15 protein-coding genes are annotated in these 18,375 nt (G+C 62.2%); 4 read left to right on the top strand and 11 right to left on the bottom strand.

The window, feature by feature from the left end; genetic code table 11:
* Positions 1–97 precede the first annotated feature (97 nt).
* The 10 genes from hisS to AB4Z24_RS17200 all read right to left on the bottom strand — a co-directional run bounded on the left by hisS (position 98) and on the right by AB4Z24_RS17200 (position 11,920).
* Complete coding sequence (gene hisS / locus AB4Z24_RS17245; RefSeq protein WP_441710272.1) at positions 98–1,717, bottom strand: histidine--tRNA ligase; 1,620 nt, start codon at positions 1,715–1,717, stop codon at positions 98–100.
* Between the two features lie 142 nt (positions 1,718–1,859).
* A complete protein-coding gene (locus AB4Z24_RS17240; RefSeq protein WP_441710270.1) occupies positions 1,860–3,032 on the bottom strand; it encodes a GNAT family N-acetyltransferase in 1,173 nt (390 codons plus the stop codon).
* A 38-nt stretch (positions 3,033–3,070) separates the two neighbouring features.
* Positions 3,071–3,838, bottom strand: coding sequence for an adenosylcobinamide-GDP ribazoletransferase (cobS, locus tag AB4Z24_RS17235; RefSeq protein ID WP_441710268.1), 768 nt, complete (start codon positions 3,836–3,838; stop codon positions 3,071–3,073).
* Positions 3,835–4,881 carry a nicotinate-nucleotide--dimethylbenzimidazole phosphoribosyltransferase gene (cobT, locus tag AB4Z24_RS17230; protein ID WP_441710266.1) on the bottom strand — a complete coding sequence of 349 codons (1,047 nt, stop codon included), beginning with the start codon at positions 4,879–4,881 and terminating at the stop codon, positions 3,835–3,837. The genes cobS and cobT overlap by 4 nt, the downstream gene beginning before the upstream one ends.
* Positions 4,878–6,242, bottom strand: coding sequence for a glycolate oxidase subunit GlcF (glcF, locus tag AB4Z24_RS17225; protein WP_441710264.1), 1,365 nt, complete (start codon positions 6,240–6,242; stop codon positions 4,878–4,880). Before glcF ends, cobT begins: the two co-directional genes overlap by 4 nt.
* 26 nt (positions 6,243–6,268) lie before the next feature.
* Positions 6,269–7,492 carry an FAD-binding protein gene (locus AB4Z24_RS17220; protein ID WP_441710263.1) on the bottom strand — a complete coding sequence of 408 codons (1,224 nt, stop codon included), beginning with the start codon at positions 7,490–7,492 and terminating at the stop codon, positions 6,269–6,271.
* Between the two features lie 2 nt (positions 7,493–7,494).
* Entirely contained in the window at positions 7,495–8,967 is a 1,473-nt protein-coding gene (locus AB4Z24_RS17215; protein WP_441710261.1) for an FAD-binding oxidoreductase, read from the bottom strand.
* A 189-nt stretch (positions 8,968–9,156) separates the two neighbouring features.
* Entirely contained in the window at positions 9,157–9,558 is a 402-nt protein-coding gene (locus tag AB4Z24_RS17210; protein WP_441710259.1) for a hypothetical protein, read from the bottom strand.
* A gap of 130 nt (positions 9,559–9,688) precedes the next feature.
* A complete protein-coding gene (locus AB4Z24_RS17205) occupies positions 9,689–11,071 on the bottom strand; it encodes a glutamate--cysteine ligase (protein WP_441710257.1) in 1,383 nt (460 codons plus the stop codon).
* Positions 11,072–11,173: 102 nt separating this feature from the next.
* The gene (locus AB4Z24_RS17200) at positions 11,174–11,920 is read right to left on the bottom strand and encodes a 16S rRNA (uracil(1498)-N(3))-methyltransferase (protein WP_441710256.1); all 747 of its coding nucleotides are present in this window, start codon (positions 11,918–11,920) and stop codon (positions 11,174–11,176) included.
* A gap of 126 nt (positions 11,921–12,046) precedes the next feature.
* On the opposite strand from AB4Z24_RS17200, the gene ubiA reads away from it, so the two are divergent.
* The 3 genes from ubiA (at position 12,047) to AB4Z24_RS17185 (ending at position 15,372) form a co-directional block, all read left to right on the top strand.
* Complete coding sequence (gene ubiA / locus AB4Z24_RS17195) at positions 12,047–13,009, top strand: 4-hydroxybenzoate octaprenyltransferase (RefSeq protein WP_441710450.1); 963 nt, start codon at positions 12,047–12,049, stop codon at positions 13,007–13,009.
* A 276-nt stretch (positions 13,010–13,285) separates the two neighbouring features.
* On the top strand, positions 13,286–13,564 hold the full coding sequence (locus AB4Z24_RS17190; protein ID WP_441710254.1) for a DUF4170 domain-containing protein: 279 nt from the start codon (positions 13,286–13,288) through the stop codon (positions 13,562–13,564).
* Entirely contained in the window at positions 13,561–15,372 is a 1,812-nt protein-coding gene (locus tag AB4Z24_RS17185; protein WP_441710252.1) for an ABC transporter ATP-binding protein, read from the top strand. Before AB4Z24_RS17190 ends, AB4Z24_RS17185 begins: the two co-directional genes overlap by 4 nt.
* A 51-nt stretch (positions 15,373–15,423) precedes the next feature.
* On the opposite strand, the gene AB4Z24_RS17180 is transcribed toward AB4Z24_RS17185, so the two are convergent.
* Positions 15,424–16,164 (bottom strand): fused DSP-PTPase phosphatase/NAD kinase-like protein, encoded by a 741-nt coding sequence (locus AB4Z24_RS17180; protein ID WP_441710250.1) that lies wholly within the window; start codon positions 16,162–16,164, stop codon positions 15,424–15,426.
* A gap of 207 nt (positions 16,165–16,371) precedes the next feature.
* Here AB4Z24_RS17180 and AB4Z24_RS17175 point away from each other — a divergent pair, with 207 nt between their 5' ends.
* Complete coding sequence (locus AB4Z24_RS17175) at positions 16,372–18,375, top strand: glycosyltransferase N-terminal domain-containing protein (RefSeq protein ID WP_441710248.1); 2,004 nt, start codon at positions 16,372–16,374, stop codon at positions 18,373–18,375.

Below are 18,375 nucleotides of genomic sequence, written 5' to 3'. Positions count from 1 at the left end.
GGGAGGGGAACAGTGCGGAAAGCGAGATAACTCCCCTCCCCTTTACGGGGAGGGGTTGGGGGTGGGGTGGCGAACGGCGACAAGATCAGCATCGCGCTCAGCCCTGGTGAAGCTTGATGAGCTTGTGGACTTCCTGGATCAGGTTCGCCTCGGAGACAGAGAACTGCGCCGGGCGTGCTTCCTTCCATTCCTTATTGTCCTTGATCGCGGCCGCGGCTTTCGCGCCTTCGATCAGATCCTTGATCGTTACCTCGCCCTTCGCGCGCTCGTCGGAGCCTTGGATGATGACACACGGGCTATTGCGCTTGTCAGCGTATTTCATCTGCGCCTTCATACCCGACGAGCCAAGGTACATCTCGGCGCGGATACCGGCGTTGCGCAGCGCTTGCGTCATTTTCTGGTAGGTCGCGATTTCGGCCTTGTCCATCACGAGGACGACGACGGGGCCGAGGGCTTTGGCTTTCCTGTCGCCGATCAGCGACAGCGCGGCTTGCAGGCGCGAGACGCCGATCGAGAAGCCTGTCGCCGGAACCTTCTCGCCGGTGAAGCGGGCGACGAGATCATCGTAACGGCCACCGCCGCCGACGGAGCCGAAGCGCACGGGCTTGCCCTCGTCGTCTTTGACCTCGAAGGTCAGCTCGGCTTCGAAGACAGGTCCGGTGTAGTACTCGAGGCCGCGGACGACTGAGGGGTCGAAAATGATTCTGCCATCATCGTAGCCACAATGCTTCAACTGCCTTTGCATTGCTTCAATTTCCGCGATGCCCGCGTTTGTGGCGTCTGACTCATAAGTCTCGGTCGAATAGTCTTTATTGAACCTACCTCTCACAAGCCAAGAAATAGCGGAGGTCATCGTCTGCTCTACAAGGTCTTCTTCCGATGATCCGTCATATCCGGTTTTAACCGTGGGATTGAACCTCCGCGCATCGCGCGTCGCGTGCTTGTCGACGTTCGGCCTTGCTGTCAGCAGATTCAATATCGCGCTGATTCCCTGCTCTTGTAGTCCGGCTCCTGGCGTGAAATCTCCCTTTCCAATTGCACCGCCGTCCCAACGGCCCTCTCCCAGAAGCAGGCGCACACCGTCAACGCCCAAGCGATCAAACTTATCGATCGCACGGAGAACTGTTAGCCGACGAGACGAGTTGGATGCGCCGGAAAGGCCTACTACATCCATCAACTCGTCTAAGATTTTTCTATTATTGACCTTGATCACGTAGTCGCCGCGCTTGACGCCCAGCGCTTCGAGCGTGTCGGCGGCGAGCATGCACATTTCGGCGTCGGCTGCGATGCTTTCTGCGCCCACCGTATCCGCATCGAACTGCATGAACTGGCGGAAACGGCCTGGACCCGGCTTCTCGTTCCGATAGACGTTGCCGAACGCATAGCGGCGGAACGGCTTCGGCAAATTTTGAAAATTCTGCGCGACGTAGCGGGCGAGCGGCGCGGTCAGATCGTAGCGCAGGCTCATCCACTGCTCGTCCTCGTCCTGGAACGAGAAGACGCCGGCGTTCGGGCGGTCTTGATCGGGAAGGAATTTGCCGAGGGCGTCAGTGTACTCGATCGCGGGCGTCTCGAGCGCCTCGAAGCCGTAGCGCTCGTAGACCTCGCGGATCTTACCCGTCATGTCGTTCAGGCCCCGAAGCTCCGCCGCCTCGATATCGCGGAAGCCTTTTGCGAGGCGCGCTTCAGGGCGCGTGCTTGTATTCACTTTTGACATGAGGATGTTGGGGACCAGACCGCAAATAAATAAGTTGCCTTGACACCTTACGGGCGTCCGGCGCGTGAGCCCGCCTTATATCGGATGGACCGGCACGAGGAAAGTCGCCCCGGAATCCTTAAAATCCGCGCAGGTCAGCGAGTTAGCCGAGACCGGCCCACCGGGATGCCCATTTGGCGCGGAGGCGTCCTTTCAGGGCATGAAACAGGGCCCTGGGGGCAGCGATCCCGTTCATCGGCACCGCCAGATCGTAAAGGGGCACCGGCTCGGCTCCGAAGCCCCGGGCCAAGGGGTGCTCGCGGATGCCCATATCGAAGCGGTGGACGCCCGAGGCTGTGAGATATTTCATGGCCTCGATAAGGGCGAGCCTGCCCGGCGAGAGATGGCCCCACTCGTCTCCGGCGGTCGAAATGAAGAGGCGGGTGAAGGTGCCACCGTGGACGATGCCAAAAAGGGTGGCGATGATCTCGCCGTTCACTTCGAGCGCGAAGAGCGCGCTCAGGCCGGCGTTGGATCCGTCGATCGCCAAGCGTTCGTAGAAGGAGCGATAGCTCGGCTCGTCGAGGATGTTTTTCGTATGCAGCGTGACGTGGCGGCGTGCCTGCTGTTCTTCGAGCGCGAGGTAGACGTGCGCGATTTCCTCGGCCGTGGTGGCGCGGTAGAAGCGCGACGCTTTTTCTTCCTGCCATCGCCGATGGCAGCGTTCGATTTCCTTGCGGCATTTATTGTCGATGCCCGCAAGGTACGCTTTGACCGTGAAGGGCACACTCAGAGAGCTGCCGGAATGTCTTGCTGGCGAGATCCCGTGGCGTGTCAGAAGCGGATTGGGTCGGCCGCCGATGTCCGCCGGCATCCGCTCGAAGCGGATGAGATCGATATCGCTCATCGCGCGGCGCACTTCTCGCCACAGACGGCGGATCGCGCGTTTATCGGCCAGTTGCGCGGGGCCCAGAATGGGTCCGCCATAATCCGAGACGCCGAGGTCAGCGAAGCTCGCGCTACTCAGCGTGCGCTCTCTTGTTACGACCAGCGGAAGTACGAGCGCGACGTCACCGCTATCACGTTCCGTCACGACAACGAGACGCGGCATGGCTTTCCGCGACGGCGCCAATTCCTCGTAGAGCACCGTCAGCCAGTCGAGTGTCTGGAAACCATTCGAGATGAGGCCTGGTTCGACCGCTTCGAAGGCGGCGAGCGCGTCGTCGGCGCCATCGAAAATTTCGGCAATGAAATGGGCCCTGCGCGAGTCGAGCACTCGCGACCAACTACCCCCGGCGCGCACAAATGCGCCACCCCCCGTTTCTATCGTCGCCATACGCAATACACTCAGAGGCGAACTTATTTTGGAGGATATTAGCCGGGACCGGCGATTACAGTCACGGTGAATATTATGAAGGCAGTCTCGTAAACCTGCTCTATCGCGCCCAGGACGTCGCCCGTATAGCCGCCGATTTTCTGGTTCGCAATCAACGCGACAACAGCTGCGGCCACGCCGGCGAGCAGGCTCGAGAGCAAGAAGACGAGCGGACTGAGACAGATAAATCCGAATATCAGACCGCCCGCGAGCGCCACCCATATTTCGTTTGCGGTCATATCGGACGTCGTTCGGCTGACCTTGGCGGCTTCGCCCCCGGCGTAGGAGAGGGTCGCCAGTGCGAGAACGGCTGCCAGGCGCGCGCCTGCAAATCCGGCAATGACAATTTTCGCAGCGTTAAGCGGATCGACGTGAGCGAGCGCCGACGCCTTGAGCGCAAACGTTACGATCAGGGCGAGCGTTCCGAACGTCCCGATGCGGCTGTCCTTCATGATTTCGAGACAGCGCTCGCGGGTATGTCCGCCGCCGAATGCGTCGGCGGTGTCCGCCAGTCCGTCCTCATGGAGACCGCCCGTCAGCAGGATCGCGAACGCGAGACCGAGTATTACCGGCAAGGGCGAAGGGAAGACGTGCGACGTCAGCAGGATGACGCCGCCCGTGGCAATACCGATCAGGCCGCCGACCACCGGCAAATATTTCGCCGCCCGCACCAGCCAATCTCTCGGCAACGGATCGATGTGCTTCAGCGGAAGCCGCGTCAGGAATTGCAGAGCGATGAAAAACCGCATGCCTTCGAGCGAAGTCATACGGGGTGTTCGCCCGGCAGATCCGCCATTTCGCGGAGCAGCAGCTCGGCGGCCCTGATGATCGGAATGGCAAGCGCTGAGCCTGTTCCTTCGCCGAGCCGCATTTCGAGTTCGAGCAGCGGCTTGACGCTCAGATGCTTCAGGAGCGCGGCGTGGCCGGGCTCGGCCGAGCAATGCGCGAAAATGCAGTTGTCGATCGTTCCGGGATTCAGGGCTTCGGCGGCGATCGCGCCGGCGGTCGAGATGAAGCCATCGACGACGATCACGCGTCCCGAAGCAGCGGCGGCCGTCATCGCGCCGGCCATCATCACGATTTCAAAGCCGCCGAACTGGCGAAGAACTTCGAAGGTGCGTCCCGCCGACGTCGACGGTTCGATCGCGGCGCGGGCGACGGTCTCGCTCAGCACTTGGTATTTGTGATCGAGACCGAGTACCGGTGCGCCGGCTCCCGGTCCGACGAGCGATTTGAGATCGAGCCCGGTCAAGGCGTGGGCGATCAATGCGGCGGAAGACGTGTTGCCGATGCCGATTTCGCCAAAGCCCACGATCCCGGCATTTTCTGCGCCCAAGTGGGCGTCGAGGGCGCGACCGGCTTCGAGCGCCGCCGTACATTCCTCTTCGGACATCGCCGGTTCGCGGCGCGCGTTCCGCGTTCCGTTTGCGATGCGCCGGTCGAGAAGACGATCGTGCGGCGGTAATGGTTCGAGCATTCCCGTATCTACCAGCTCGACGCCGACGCCCGCGGCGCGCGCCAGCACATTGACGCCTGCGGTGCCTGCCAGAACGAATTTAGCAATCTCGCGCGTCACGACCGACGGATATGCGGTTACACCTTCGGCGGTGATACCGTGGTCGCCCGCGAACACCAGGATTTTCGCGACACCGAGATCCGGATGTGTCGAGCCCGCGATCAGGCCGATCTGAACCGCGAGATCCTCGAGGCGCCCGAGCGACCCGACCGGCTTCGCCTTGCCGCGCAGACGAGCGCGCAGCTCGTCGGCGAGCAGTGTTTGGGATTGCTTTACGCCGGCTTTGACTGTCATGCGCCTATGTAGTCCTCAACACTGCGTTTGGGCTGCGGTACGTCGGTAGAATAGCGGGCGAGATGTTCGATGCCCGGCGGAATAGGGCCCCCGTGCGCCCAGTCGAGCAATTCGACCGTATGCACTACCGGCACGTCAAGCGCGGGTGCGAGCTGCGTCATGCAGCCGATATTACCGGCGGCAACGATGTCCGGCCGCAACGATTTGATGTTCCCCACCTTACGATCCCGCAGCGCGCCTGAAATTTCGGGCTGGAGAATGTTGTACACGCCCGCCGAGCCGCAGCAGAGATGACCTTCGGGCACATCCAGAACCGTGTAGCCTGCCTTCTTCAGCAGCGACTTCGGCTGGGCCGTCACGCGCTGCCCGTGCTGCAGCGAGCACGCGGAATGATAGGCGACCTTGAGGCTCGACCAGCGTTTCGGGGCGCCGATATCGTAGGCATCGAGAAATTCGCTGACGTCCTTGGCCATCGCGGCGATGTCCTTGGCGCGCTTGGCGTATTCGGTCTCGTGCTTCAGCAGGTGGCCGTAATCCTTGACCGTGGTGCCGCAGCCCGACGTGTTGATGATGATGGCATCGACGCCGCCCTTGGCGATTTCCTTGCTCCAGGCATCGACGTTGATCTTGGCGGCTTTGATCGCTTTCTCCTCGTGTCCGATGTGCTGGCTCAAGGCTCCGCAACATGCGGCGCCCGCAGACACGATCACATCGATGCCGCCGCGTGCGAAAAGCCTGATCGTTGCGTCGTTGATCTCCGGCCTCAGCACTTGCTGCGCGCAGCCCGCGAGCATGATGACGCGGCCGGTTCTAACACCCGTCGGCGATGCTCTGCCCGGTCCGCGGAAACGGCCCGAACGCGGCGCGTCTGCCGGGGCGAGGTTCACCATCGCGGCGAGTTCGGGAAGGTTCAACGCGCGCAATGTGCGGGACATGCGCCGGCCTAAAGGCGCGGCCTTCATCGCCCACCTGAAGCGTTTCGGATAGGGCACGATCTCCGTCAGCGCACGGCGGATCAGGCGGTCCTTCAGGCTGCGCTTCCCGGTCTTCTCGATATGTTTCCGCGCGATCTCGACGAGATGCATGTAGTCGACACCCGAGGGGCAGGTCGTCATGCAGGAGAAGCAGGAGAGGCACCGGTCGATGTGAACCGAAACCTCGGGCTTCGCGTCGAGCCCTTTCTCCAGCATGTCCTTGATCGCGTAGATGCGGCCGCGCGGACTGTCGCGCTCATCGCCGAGCACGACGTAGGTCGGGCATGTCGCGGTGCAGAACCCGCAGTGTACGCAACGTCGGAGAATGCGGTCTGCTTCCCTGACTTCCGGATCTTCCAGCTGCGATTTCGAAAAATTGGTTTGCATTGCGCCTTGTTGTCGAAAGGACGTGTCTAGAAATTGGCGTACATCCGCCCGCGATTGAGCAATCCACTTGGATCGAACGCGGATTTGATACCGCGAGTCAATCTTTCGATCTCGGGCTTCAGGGGTTCGAAGACATCCACCGTCGAGCGAATTTCGGGCTCTGCACGGATCAATGTCGCGTGACCGCCGCGCACCGCGACGGCGCGGCGAACGTCGGCTGCACCGGCATCGGCGGCGGCCGGAACTTCCAGCCAGACGAGCGCTCCCGACCAGTCGTAGAAAGCCACCGCATGCATGAACTTCTGTATCGCGGCGACGATTTCGTGGGCTTTCGTCGGCAGCGTCGAAATTCGCCACAGGCTCGTGTCGGTCGAGAACGGCATGACGGATAGCGTGCGGAATTCGCTCCACAAGCCGAATGTCTCTTCCGGATCGAGTTCGATCGGCTTGCCGTAGACCTTGAGCGCGGTCTTCAGCTTTTCCTTGCGCTCGTCGATCGACGTCGAAAAGGTCTCGAGGCGCAGCAGCGTCAGCGACTGACCGATACCTTTGAGCTTCGGCACCTTGAGCCGTTCGGCGCAATTCTTCGGAAGATGGACGGCGCCTGAAATTTCGAGCGGGGTCGCCATCGCAATGCCCAGCGCCTCGATCGCCAGATCGTCGGGCAGGCCGACGAAAGCCAGCGTCTGCATGGTTTGCGGCAGCGGCGCGACTTTGAACGTCACTTCCGTCATCACGGCGAGCGTTCCCCAGCTGCCGGTCAATCCACGCGCGACATCGATGCCGGCGACATTCTTCATCACGCGGCCGCCGGATTTAAAAAGCTCGCCGCGGCCGTTGACGGCGCGGACGCCGAGCAGGTTATCGCGTGCGCTTCCGACAGCGATGCGCCGGGGGCCTGAAAAATTCGTTGCGAAGACCCCGCCAATCGACAGGGCGCCGCCGGGCGCGCCGGTCGCCGGGCCGAGATCGACGGGCTCGAAAGCCAGCATTTGTCCGCGTGCGGCCAGGATCGACTCGATTTCAAAGACAGGCGTGCCGGATCGCGCGGACATCACAAGCTCTGTCGGTTCATAAAGCGTCACGCCTTTGAGGCCCGACGTCGTCAGCACGACATCCGAACTTGCAACGCGGCCGGTGTTGCGGAGCGCGCCGTGGCCCACGACCTCGATGCCGCGCTTCTCGCGCGCGAGCCTTGCGATCATCGACTGCAATTCCCACTCGGCGGCGGGACGAAAAAGTTCACTCACGATCAGGCTGCCTCCGGCGTGCTGGCGGCGTTGCCGGCACGCATGACGTCCGTAATGGCGAGCGGGAAGACCTTCGCCGGGTTCAGCCGCCACGTCGGATCGAATACCGTCTTTATCCGCATCTGCACGGCGAGATCGGTCGCTGAGAACTGGGTCGTCATCAACTCGCGTTTTTCGATGCCGACGCCGTGCTCGCCCGTGAGACAGCCGCCAAGCTCGACGCAAAGCTTCAGGATCGCTTCGCCGGCTATTTCGGCGTTGCCGGCCTGCTCGGGGTCGTTGGCGTCGTAGAGGATCAGCGGATGCAGATTGCCGTCGCCGGCATGGAAGATGTTTGCGACCTTCAGACCGTACTCGGCGCAAATCTGGCTGATCCGCGTCAATGCGTGCGGCAGCTGCGCGAGCGGAATCGTACCATCCATGCAGAGGTAATCGGAAATGCGTCCGATCGCTCCGAAGGCCGCCTTGCGGCCTGCCCAGATGCGCGCGCTCTGGTCGGCATCGGCGCTGATCTGAATGGTCTTTGGATCGAAGCGGCCGGCGATTTCGGCGATGCGGCCGAGCAGGATGCCGATTTCCGCTTCCGAGCCTTCGACTTCGACAATCAGCAAGGCTTCGACGTCGAGCGGATAACCCGCTCCGGCAAAGGCTTCGCATACTTCGATCGCCGCATGATCCATGTATTCGATTGCGACCGGAATGATGCCGGCGGCGATGATGGCCGACACACAGCTGCCCGCGGCTTCTGGCGAACGGAACCCGATCATCATCGGCCGCGCGCCTTCCGGCGCCGGGACGAGTTTGACCGTGGCTTCGGTAATGACGCCTAACTGGCCTTCCGAGCCGATCACCAGGCTCAACAGATCATAGCCGTTGCGTTCGAGTGCGGAGCCGCCGATCTCGACGACGGTGCCATCGATCAAGACCATTTTCACGCCGAGAACGTTGTGTGTCGTCACGCCGTATTTGAGGCAGTGCGCGCCGCCGGAATTCATCGCGAGATTGCCCGCCAGCGTGCAGGCTAATTGCGACGAGGGATCGGGGGCGTAGAAAAAGCCTTCCGCTGCGACATTCGCCGTGATCTGAAGATTTGTTATTCCGGCTTCGAGACGCGCCAAGCGGTTGGCGTAATCGATCTCGAGCACGCGGTTCATCTTTGAAATGCAGAGGACGATGGAATCCTCCGTCGGCAGTGAACCGCCGCACAGAGAGGTGCCGGCGCCGCGGGGAACGACCTTGACGTCGTTCTCGTGGCAGTACTTCAAGATCTTCGAGACCTCTTCGGTCGTGCGCGGCAGCACGACGAGCATCGGCACACGGCGGTAAGCCGTGAACGCGTCCGTCTCGTAGGCGCGGCGTCCGTCCTCGTCGACGATCAGAAGATCCTTGCCGACCCGGCTTTTCAGGCCCTCGATCAGAATTGGCAGCCGCCGCAGGACGCCAACATCGGGCTCAGGCAGCTCGATATGCGGCATCGTCTTCAGTCTCCAAGCCAATAGTCATGCCGGCTGTTTCGCTCTCGGAGCGACAGCTCAAAACGAGGCGCCCCGAATTCGCGCCCGTGGCAACCTGGACGCGTGGCCGCGGACGTTAATCATCCTCGCACGTGCGCCTCTGAGCGGCAATATGGGCCTCGGTTTCCTCCATGGGAAGAAACGCGAAACTCAGCGGCGATCGCCCGCTCCGAGCCAGCGCTGGCCGCCCTGGTCACGGGGATCGTGAAATTCGCGCGGCGGTCCTCGCATATCGTGTGGTTCGCCCGGTCCGCGCGCGTTGCCGCCCATGCCACGGGGTTCGCGCATATCCGGAGGACGGCCATTGTGGCTATCGCGCCCCTCCCGCATGCGGGCGCCCGAGAAGCATTGGGTGATGCAGGACTGCAACTGAGCGTCGCAATGCGATGAAAACAGAAGCTTTGCGGCCATCCGGCAAGAGTTGTGCTGCGAACGGCAAGCCTCGGCGCACGGATCGGCATTGGCGCTGCCGGCAGCAAAAGCCGACATCGCCAGGACAGCCAGCAAGGCTCTCCCGACCGATTTTATCGACTTTACCGCAGCCTGAAACACCTACCGCCTCCTCATCATCCCCGGGCCGTGCTGGGCGGCTGAGCCTAGGCAAGCCGTGGAGGCTAGTTTCGGGTCCATGAACATGGCCTGAACCGGAGGACGCACGCGTTTCCGTCGGATGGCGGCGCCATCAGAAGGCGAATTCTTCGAAAATACGATCAATGTTACCGTGCCACTCCCCCGAATAGCGACGAAGCAACTCGTCCGATACGGTCTGGCCGCTGCCTGCGATTTTGTCGAGCGGCGTAAGGTAGACTGTCTCGTCCTGGTTTTTCCCGTTGATGCGGGCTCGGTTTTTGAGACCGGTCCGCGAAATGCGCAACGCCTGGCGGGCAATGTTTCCGACGGTCGTGTTTCGAAATTGAGCCGCGAGTGCCATTTTTGGAACGTCCGCCCGCAGCCTATCGCGCTCTTCTTCCGTCCAATCACGAACGAGCGTCCAGGCCTGGTCCAGCGCAACTTCATCGTAAAGAACGCCTGCCCAGAAGGCCGAGAGCGCCGTAATTGTTCCCCAGCGCCCGCCGTCGGCGCCGCGCATTTCGAGAAAACGCTTTAGGCGGACTTCCGGAAAAAGCGTGGTGAGGTGGTCCGACCAATCATCGACGGTCGGAAGCTGGCCGGGAAGGCCCGGAAGGCGGCCGGCCAGAAAATCGCGAAACGACGAACCGGCGACGTCGATGTAATTGCCGTCGCGATAGACGAAGTACATCGGGACATCGAGCGCGTAATCGACGTAGCGCTCATAACCCATGCCGTCCTCGAACACGAATGGCAGCATGCCGGTGCGGCGCTTATCGGTGTCGAGCCAGACTTGACTGCGCATCGACTGGAAGCCGTTGGGGCGGCCTTCGGTGAACGGAGACGAAGCGAAAAGCGCGGTTGCGATCGGCTGCAGCGCCAGCGACACCCGCAGCTTTTTCACCATGTCGGCTTCTGACGAAAAGTCGAGGTTCACCTGAACCGTCGCGGTCCGGTACATCATGTCGAGACCGCGGCTGCCGACGGTCGGCATGTAGCGCGTCATCACCTGATAGCGCTTTTTCGGCATATGCGGGATCTGGTCGAGACGCCACTTCGGCGAAAAGCCGACACCCAGAAATCCGATCGCCAGATCTTCGCCGACGTCGAGCACCTCGCGCAGATGCTCGTCGGTTTCCGCTGCTGTTTCATGAAGCGTTTCGAGCGGCGCACCGGAGAGTTCGAACTGGCCGCCGGGCTCGAGGCTGATCGTGCCGCCCTTCTCGCCGTCCGGACGCTTCAGGGCGATGACGTTGTCGCCCTCTTTGATCGGGAGCCAGCCGTAGCGGCGGATCAGCTCCTCCATAAGCGCGCGGATGCCATCGTTGCCGCCGTAGGGCACCGGGTCCAGCGTCACCGTGCGAAATACGAATTTCTCGTGCTCGGTGCCGATGCGCCAATCGGCTTTCGGCTTCTCGCCAGCCGCGATCCAGCGCACGAGATCCTCGTGGCTCTCGATCGCCTTGCTTGCAGCGCCTTGTTCTCGCGTCGACATTCCCGAGCGACCTAGCCTTGCTGATCCTGCGCGGAGCACGCTCCGCAGCCTGAGCCTTATGGCGGTGACCGGCGGGAACGGCAAGCGTCCCCGGAAGCGCGGTTAGCGGCGGCGCCAATCACCCAGGACAGCACCTACAAGGGCGAGCGCGGCTACGGCTGCGGTATCGGCGCGCATGATTCGCGGGCCGAGCGACAGCGGCACCACGTAGGGTTTGCCGACGAGCCGGTTGCGCTCGCGAGGAGAGAATCCGCCTTCCGGTCCTATGAGCACAGCCAGCGGCCCGGCTTCGAGCTTCCCCAAGGTCTCGATCGGATCGGAAAGTTGCTCATGCTCGTCGCAGTAGATGAGGCGGCGTGCTTCGTCCCAATCGTCGAGAACGTCATCGAGCTTGGCCGGCTGTTCGACAACTGGCACTTGCAGGATGCCGCACTGCTCGGCCGCCTCGATGACATTGGCGCGCATGCGCTCGCTATTAACTCTTTCGGCGACCGTTCTTTCCGTAATCACGGGCCGGAGGCGCGCGGCGCCCATTTCCGTCGCCTTCTGGACCATATAGTCGAGCCGCGACCGCTTTAGCGGCGCAAACAGATAGTCGATGTCGGGGCTCACATCTTGCGGCCGCGTCTGGCGTTCGATGGTGAGTGTCGCACCCCGTTTTTTCGTCTCGGCGAGGGTCGCAACCCATTCGCCGTCCCGGCCGTTGAAGACCAAAAGCTGCGCCCCGGGCCGGAGGCGCAGGACGCCGGTCAGATAATGCGCCTGCGGCGGCGCAAGCTCCAAGAGCCTGGCGGCGGCAAGGTCGTCCTCGACAAAAAGACGCTCTGAGGTCAGATCGCGGATAGCCATGGTGCGGTCTTATCGAAGCCTCGCTTGCAGGCAAAGGTATGTCATCGCGCCGCTGGTCCGTATTGCGTCGCCGCGACGGGCCGGATAGGTCTCTTTTCAAAGTTGCCGGAGAAACATCAATTGACGATGGGTGCCGAGATTTCGCCCAAGCCCAACTTGCGTGTTGCGGATGCACCGCCCTCGAACTGGGTGGACCGATGGGCCCCGGCTTCGTGGCTGCCCTATCTTCGGCTTGGCCGCCTGGACCGACCCATCGGCACGTGGCTGCTGCTCTTTCCCTGCTGGTGGTCGCAAACACTGGCGCAGGTCAATTCCGGCGATCATCTGCCGAATTTCTGGTACCTCCTGCTTTTCGCAATCGGCGCCCTTGCGATGCGCGCCTCAGGTTGTGCCTATAACGACTTCCTCGATCGCGACATCGACGGCCGGGTCGAGCGGACGGTCAATCGTCCACTGCCGTCCGGGCAAGTGTCGCCGGATGCCGCGCTCGCTTTTGTCGCTCTGACGGCGCTCGTCGGGCTCGTCGTGCTGCTCTGCTTCAACAGCTTCACGATCTGGCTGACGATCGCATCGCTCTTGATCGTCGCAGTCTATCCATTCGCGAAGCGCGTCACGTCCTACCCGCAGCTGGTGCTGGGGCTCGCCTTCAGTTGGGGCGCACTTTCAGGCTGGGCGGCGATCAAAGGATCGATCGGGCTTCCCGCGCTCGCACTCTTCGCGGGATGCGTGTTCTGGACCGTCGGTTACGACACGATCTACGCGCATCAGGACAAAGAGGACGATGCGCTGCTGGGTCTCGGCTCGACTGCGCTGCGCTTCGGCGAAGACACGGTTTCGTTCGTCGGCGCGATGTACGGATTGGCCGGAATTCTGTGGCTCACGGCGGGTGCGCTGGCGGGCGCACACCTCGTCTACTTCCTGGCCGTCGTGCTGGTGTTTCTGCAGATGTCGTGGCAGGTCGCGACGCTCGATATCCACAATCCGACGAACTGCCTCTGGCGCTTCAAGTCGAACCGCGATGTCGGTCTCGCGGTGTTTGCCGGACTCGTCGCGGATATGGCGCTTTCGTGGTTCGCCGGTCTCAGCTGAAGATCATGCAGCCGCATACAGGAACGCGGCCCGAGAGGTCCCGCGCCGCGCTGTTCGGTCTCACTGTTGACGTTTCGAGCCACTTAACTTGGCTTTGCAGGCAAGCTTGCCAGAATTCTCTTCCGATCGGCTTAAGAAATAGCGTAAACAAAAGCTTACGCTCAATGTAATCACATTCCTGGTTGCCTGAGGACGCTTTGCGCCGTTGACGGCCGTCAGACCACGCGGTTTTTGGGAAATCGCCGGAGCATTTGTTCAGGAGACGAACAGTCGTCCATGTCTGAGACCCCATCTTCATCGAATTCAAAACCGCAGCTCCTGCATCTCGTTTTCGGGGGCGAACTCGAATCGCTCGAAGGCCACGAATTTCGCGATCTCGAGGGGCTCGATATCGTCGGCATCTTTCCGGACTACCAGTCGGCATATGCGGCGTGGAAGAACGCTGCGCAGCGCTCGGTCGACAACGCCATGATGCGGTATTTCATCGTGCATCTGCACCGGCTGCTCGAGCCGAACGGCGCCAAGCCCGCCCAGCCGGCAACGTCCGCCACGTGACGGCAAATCTTCTCAAACCTGAGAAGAAGCCGCGGCCCCGCCTTCGTCTCGACGCTCAGTCGCGCGAGCTTTTTCGGCGTTTCGTCCACGACTGGGTTTGGCCGCGGCGCTGGCAGCTTGCGTGGACACTCTTTTTGACGACATGCCTTGCCGCGGTGACCGGCGGCTATCCCGGCGTCATCAAAAAATCGTTCGACATGCTGATGGGCGGCGAGCGCAACGCGTTGCCGTTCGTACTTGCGGCGATCGTCGGTATCACGCTTGCTCGCGCGTGCCTCCTTTACTTGCAGTCCGTCGCGACGAACCGTTTCATCTTCCGCATCACGTCCGACATGCAGAAGCTCGCCTTCCGGCATCTCATCGGCGCCGATTTCGCGCGGCTGTCGCGAGAGACGCCCGGACGGCTTATGTCGCGGCTGACGAACGACATCGGGTTCATTCAGAACGCCATGATGGCGTCGCTGAACTCGATCTTTCGCGACACGTTCTCGGTGATCGCGCTGGTGATCGCGATGCTCTATCTCGACTGGGCGATGACGCTCGTCGTGTTGAGCGTCTATCCGCTCGCGGCGCTGCCGGTTGCCGCCATCAGCCAGCGCCTTCGCCGGGTCGCCAAGCAAACGCAGAGCGGGCTCGGCGATATGACGTCGCTGCTGTCGGAAAAGCTCGGGGGTGCGCGGCTGATCAAGTCGTTCCAGCTCGAGGGGTACGCGGCGGACCGTTTGGATCAGAGCTTCGAGCAGCTCTACTCGCTGAAGATGAAGTCGGTCAAAACGCGCGCGCGAATGGATCCGATCCTCGAGGTGCTCGGTGGCCTTGCGATCGCGGGCGTCGTCGCGTTCGCCTATCTCCGCATTTCGAACGGCATCTCGACGGTCGGCGATTTCATGGGATTTGTCACGGCGTTGCTGATGGCCGCGCAGCCCATTCGTGCGCTCGGCAATCTTGCCGGCCGGCTTCAGGAGGGCTTGGCGGCGGCTGAAAGTTTCTATGGGCTGATCGACGAGATGCCGAAGATCGGCGACAAGCCGAACGCGAAAAGCCTCAATGTCTCGGAAGGCCAGATCGCATTCCGCGACGTCGGCTTCGCCTACGATGCGGCGTCGGACGAACGCGCGGTGCAGGACATCACACTCGATGTGCCGGGCGGATCGACCGTCGCGCTCGTCGGACGCTCGGGCGCGGGCAAATCGACGATCATCAATCTCGTTCCGCGCCTCTTCGACGTCACCGAAGGCCAGATCCTCATTGACGGCCAGGACGTACGCGACGTAACGCTCGCGTCGCTGCGCAATCACATCGCCATTGTCAGTCAGGACATCACGCTGTTCGACGACACGATCGAGGCCAACATCGCGCTCGGCCGCCTTGGCGCGAGCCCGGAGGAAATAGCAGAGGCTGCGAAAGCGGCTGCAGCGCATGACTTCATCATGGCGTTGCCGGATGGCTATAAGACGATGATCGGCGATCGCGGCAGCAGGCTCTCCGGCGGCCAACGGCAGCGTGTCGCTCTGGCGAGGGCCATCCTCAAGGATGCCCCGATCCTACTCCTCGACGAGGCGACGAGCGCGCTCGACAACGAGAGCGAGCAGCTTGTTCAGGAAGCCCTCGGCAAGTTCACGCGTACGCGCACCACGCTCGTCATCGCGCACCGGCTTTCGACGATCCAGAATGCGGACATGATTTGCGTGATGGATAACGGCCGGATCGTGGAGCGCGGGACGCATTCCGAGCTTCTTGCGCGCAACGGTGCCTATGCGCGCCTCAGCCGGTCGGCGCATGGACCCCAGGCGATGATCGCCGACTGACGGCAATCCCATGTGGCCGGGCCGCGCGGCCGGCCGATCCGGCGGCTTCGGCTATTCGCGGTGGAGGATGTTGTTGACGAGGCGGTTTGCCCAACCGCGGGCCTTGAACGTTTTGTTCACCTCGCGGGCATCGTAGACCGTTTCGATCCAATCCCAGAACGCGATGCCGGTTCGTGCCTCGTCGGCGAGGTAACGGTGGAAAACGTCATCGAGGACGCCGGTATCGGCGCTACGGACGTGCCCGTAGCGCAAGGACAGCTGCTTGAGTGCCTTTCGAATGGGCAGCCCATCGTGAAGATGGCTGATCATCACGCTCATCAAGCCGGCGCGGTCGGCGCCCGATTTGCAGTGGACAAGGATCGGGTACTCGACCTTCCCCAACACCTCTTTCATCGCTTCAAACTCGGCGCGCGTCGGTGCGGCCCGCGACTTCAGCGTCAGGTCGACAAGTTTAATGCCCTGGCGAGCGCATGCCTGCTGCTCGAGCCAGCGCGTGCCGTAGGACTGCTCGCCGCGAAGATTAATGACCGTCCGTACTCCGCGCCTTCCGGCCCAGGCGATATGATGGGGAGCGGGCTGCGCCGATCGCCACGCGTCCGGTCCGACACGATGGCGATTGTTGTAAACCATCCGTACGATGCCGTAATCGATCAACAGCATCTCGACGTAGCAAAGTGCTGAGGCGAATCGCGTGCCGAGCCAGGATGGCGGCGAGTGCACCGCATTGTGCAAAAATGCACCGCTGGTGCGGCGCAATCCACGCTTAGCTTCTTTAAAGGGGCTTGTTGCCATCAGGAGTTGTCTCGATGCTCCCGATTCGCGGGCTGCCTTGCCGATAGCGCCAGCCTTCAATCGCTCTCGTTGTTCACAAGAAGCCGCGGTCCATCGTGATTGAACTTGCTAAGTATTAGCTATAGCAACGACCTGCAAGGGGCTTGAGCGCACACAAGCTTCATCTATCACATTCTCGCATACCAAAGATAAGGCAGCCATTGCCGCATGGCAGAGACTAAGAAGACGCTTCTGCGACTTGGCGGCCAAACGCTTGCACGCCTCATCCGGCACGTTGCCAGCTCATCGAAGATCATTCACGAGCCGCCGGATCTCCTGGAGCGGCTCAGCGATACACACCCCTGCATCGTGGCATGCTGGCACGGCCAGTTCATGATGATCGCGACGCTTCGTCCGGAGAACGTCAAGATTTCCGCTATGGTCGCGCGGCACGGCGATGCGGAAATCATCAGCGAAACATTAAAGGCCATCGACGTTGACCTCATTCGCGGCGCCGGTGCCGGCTGGCGCAAGCGCGACCGTGGCGGCGCTGCGGCACTCAGGTCGTCGCTGCAGGCACTCTCCGAAGACCATTCTCTGGTGATGACGGCTGACGTTCCCCCGGGGCCAGCACGCGTCGCCGGCGCCGGCATCGTCACGATCGCTCGCATGTCGGGCCGGCCCATCGTTCCGGTCGCGCTGGCGACGAAGCGTTTCGCTTCGTTCGATACATGGAGCCGGCTGACGATCAACCTTCCGTACTCGACACTCGCGGCGGTCGCGGGCGATCCGATCGAAGTTCCGAGCACGGCCGACTCCGCGATGATGGAACAAAAGCGCGTCGAGCTCGAGACCGCTCTCAATTCCGCGACGCTCCGCGCCTACGAACTCGCTGGCGCCGACATCAAGCGCGCAACGCCGCTCGATGTGCTCGCCGCAAATTCGGCGCCTGCGCCCGGTCTCATTCTCAAAACATATCGCGCTGGAACAGCGGCGCTTCGCCCGGCAGTGCCGCTGCTTCTCAACATGCGCGGACAGCAGGGGAAGGAAGATCCGGCCCGCCGCGGAGAACGCTTGGGCTTTGCCGGTCAGCCGCGTCCCGAGGGACAGGTGGTGTGGATCCACGCGGCCAGCGTCGGCGAGACGAATGCGATTCTGCCGCTCATCGACAGCCTGCTCGAAGCCAATCCGCACATTCACGTTCTGCTGACGACGGGCACGAAAACGTCGGCGGAAGTTGCGGGCCGCCGCTTGCCGCGGCAGGCGCTGCATCAATACGTGCCACTCGATGTGCCGCACTACGTCAACCGCTTTCTTGATCACTGGAAGCCGTCTATCTCGATCTTCACGGAATCCGACATCTGGCCGAATCTCGTTCTCGGCACGGCGGAGCGTGGAATTCCGCTCGTGCTCGTCAACGCGCGGATGTCGCCGCGCAGCATCAACCGCTGGCGCAAATATGCGGGCGTCGGCCGGCCGCTCTTCTCGCGCTTCGCCGCCGTGCTGTCGCAGAACCCGCAAATAACGCGCGCCATGAAGCGTCTCGGGGCGCCGAACGTCATTACTGCCGGCAATCTGAAAATCGATTCCCCGCCGCCTCCCGTCAACATCGACGCCTTGGCAGCGCTACGAAACGCAGTCGGGCAGCGGCCTCTCTTTCTCGCCGCGAGCACGCACCCAGGCGAAGACACGATGATCGCGGCCGCGCACTCGCTGATGCGCCGCGATATCGAGGGACTGCTGACGATCATCGTGCCGCGCCATCCCGAACGGGGCGGCGGGCTTGCGGCGTCGCTCGGCGGCCTTGGGCTTCGGACGCAATTGCGGACGCGCTCCAACACGCCCGACAGCAATACCGAGATCTACGTCGCCGACACGATCGGTGAGCTTGGAACATTCTATTCGATCTCACCCGTTGCACTCGTCGGCGGGTCGCTCGTCGAGCATGGCGGCCAAAATCCGATCGAAGCCGTTCGTCTCGGATCATGCGTTCTCACTGGTCCGTTCACGCACAATTTCCGCGACGCCTACAGCGCGCTTTTCCGCGAGGGCGGCGCCGTCGAAGTCCGGTCGTCCGACGACATCGCGCGGCAAGTCACTCTGCTGCTCGCGGATCAGGCCGCCGCGAAACGCATGCGCCACGGCGCGGACCTGGCGCTGCAATCGATGGGCGGCGCGCTTGCGAAGACGCTCGGCGCCATTCAGCCATTACTCGAAAAACAGCGAGCGTAA

Source organism: Hyphomicrobium sp. 2TAF46, from assembly GCF_052114865.1.
Lineage (GTDB): Bacteria > Pseudomonadota > Alphaproteobacteria > Rhizobiales > Hyphomicrobiaceae > Hyphomicrobium_B.
This window is presented reverse-complemented; position numbering and strand designations above follow the sequence as displayed.

What these genes read in the sequence shown, in the direction of transcription:
- AB4Z24_RS17175 (WP_441710248.1), top strand. Translation starts at nt 16,372, where the DNA reads ATGGCAGAGACTAAGAAGACGCTTCTGCGACTTGGCGGCCAAACGCTT.
- AB4Z24_RS17205 (WP_441710257.1), bottom strand. Translation starts at nt 11,071, where the DNA reads ATGTCGACGCGAGAACAAGGCGCTGCAAGCAAGGCGATCGAGAGCCAC.
- glcF (WP_441710264.1), bottom strand. Translation starts at nt 6,242, where the DNA reads ATGCAAACCAATTTTTCGAAATCGCAGCTGGAAGATCCGGAAGTCAGG.
- AB4Z24_RS17200 (WP_441710256.1), bottom strand. Translation starts at nt 11,920, where the DNA reads ATGGCTATCCGCGATCTGACCTCAGAGCGTCTTTTTGTCGAGGACGAC.
- cobT (WP_441710266.1), bottom strand. Translation starts at nt 4,881, where the DNA reads ATGACAGTCAAAGCCGGCGTAAAGCAATCCCAAACACTGCTCGCCGAC.
- AB4Z24_RS17215 (WP_441710261.1), bottom strand. Translation starts at nt 8,967, where the DNA reads ATGCCGCATATCGAGCTGCCTGAGCCCGATGTTGGCGTCCTGCGGCGG.
- ubiA (WP_441710450.1), top strand. Translation starts at nt 12,047, where the DNA reads ATGGGTGCCGAGATTTCGCCCAAGCCCAACTTGCGTGTTGCGGATGCA.
- AB4Z24_RS17240 (WP_441710270.1), bottom strand. Translation starts at nt 3,032, where the DNA reads ATGGCGACGATAGAAACGGGGGGTGGCGCATTTGTGCGCGCCGGGGGT.
- hisS (WP_441710272.1), bottom strand. Translation starts at nt 1,717, where the DNA reads ATGTCAAAAGTGAATACAAGCACGCGCCCTGAAGCGCGCCTCGCAAAA.
- AB4Z24_RS17180 (WP_441710250.1), bottom strand. Translation starts at nt 16,164, where the DNA reads ATGGCAACAAGCCCCTTTAAAGAAGCTAAGCGTGGATTGCGCCGCACC.
- AB4Z24_RS17190 (WP_441710254.1), top strand. Translation starts at nt 13,286, where the DNA reads ATGTCTGAGACCCCATCTTCATCGAATTCAAAACCGCAGCTCCTGCAT.
- cobS (WP_441710268.1), bottom strand. Translation starts at nt 3,838, where the DNA reads ATGACTTCGCTCGAAGGCATGCGGTTTTTCATCGCTCTGCAATTCCTG.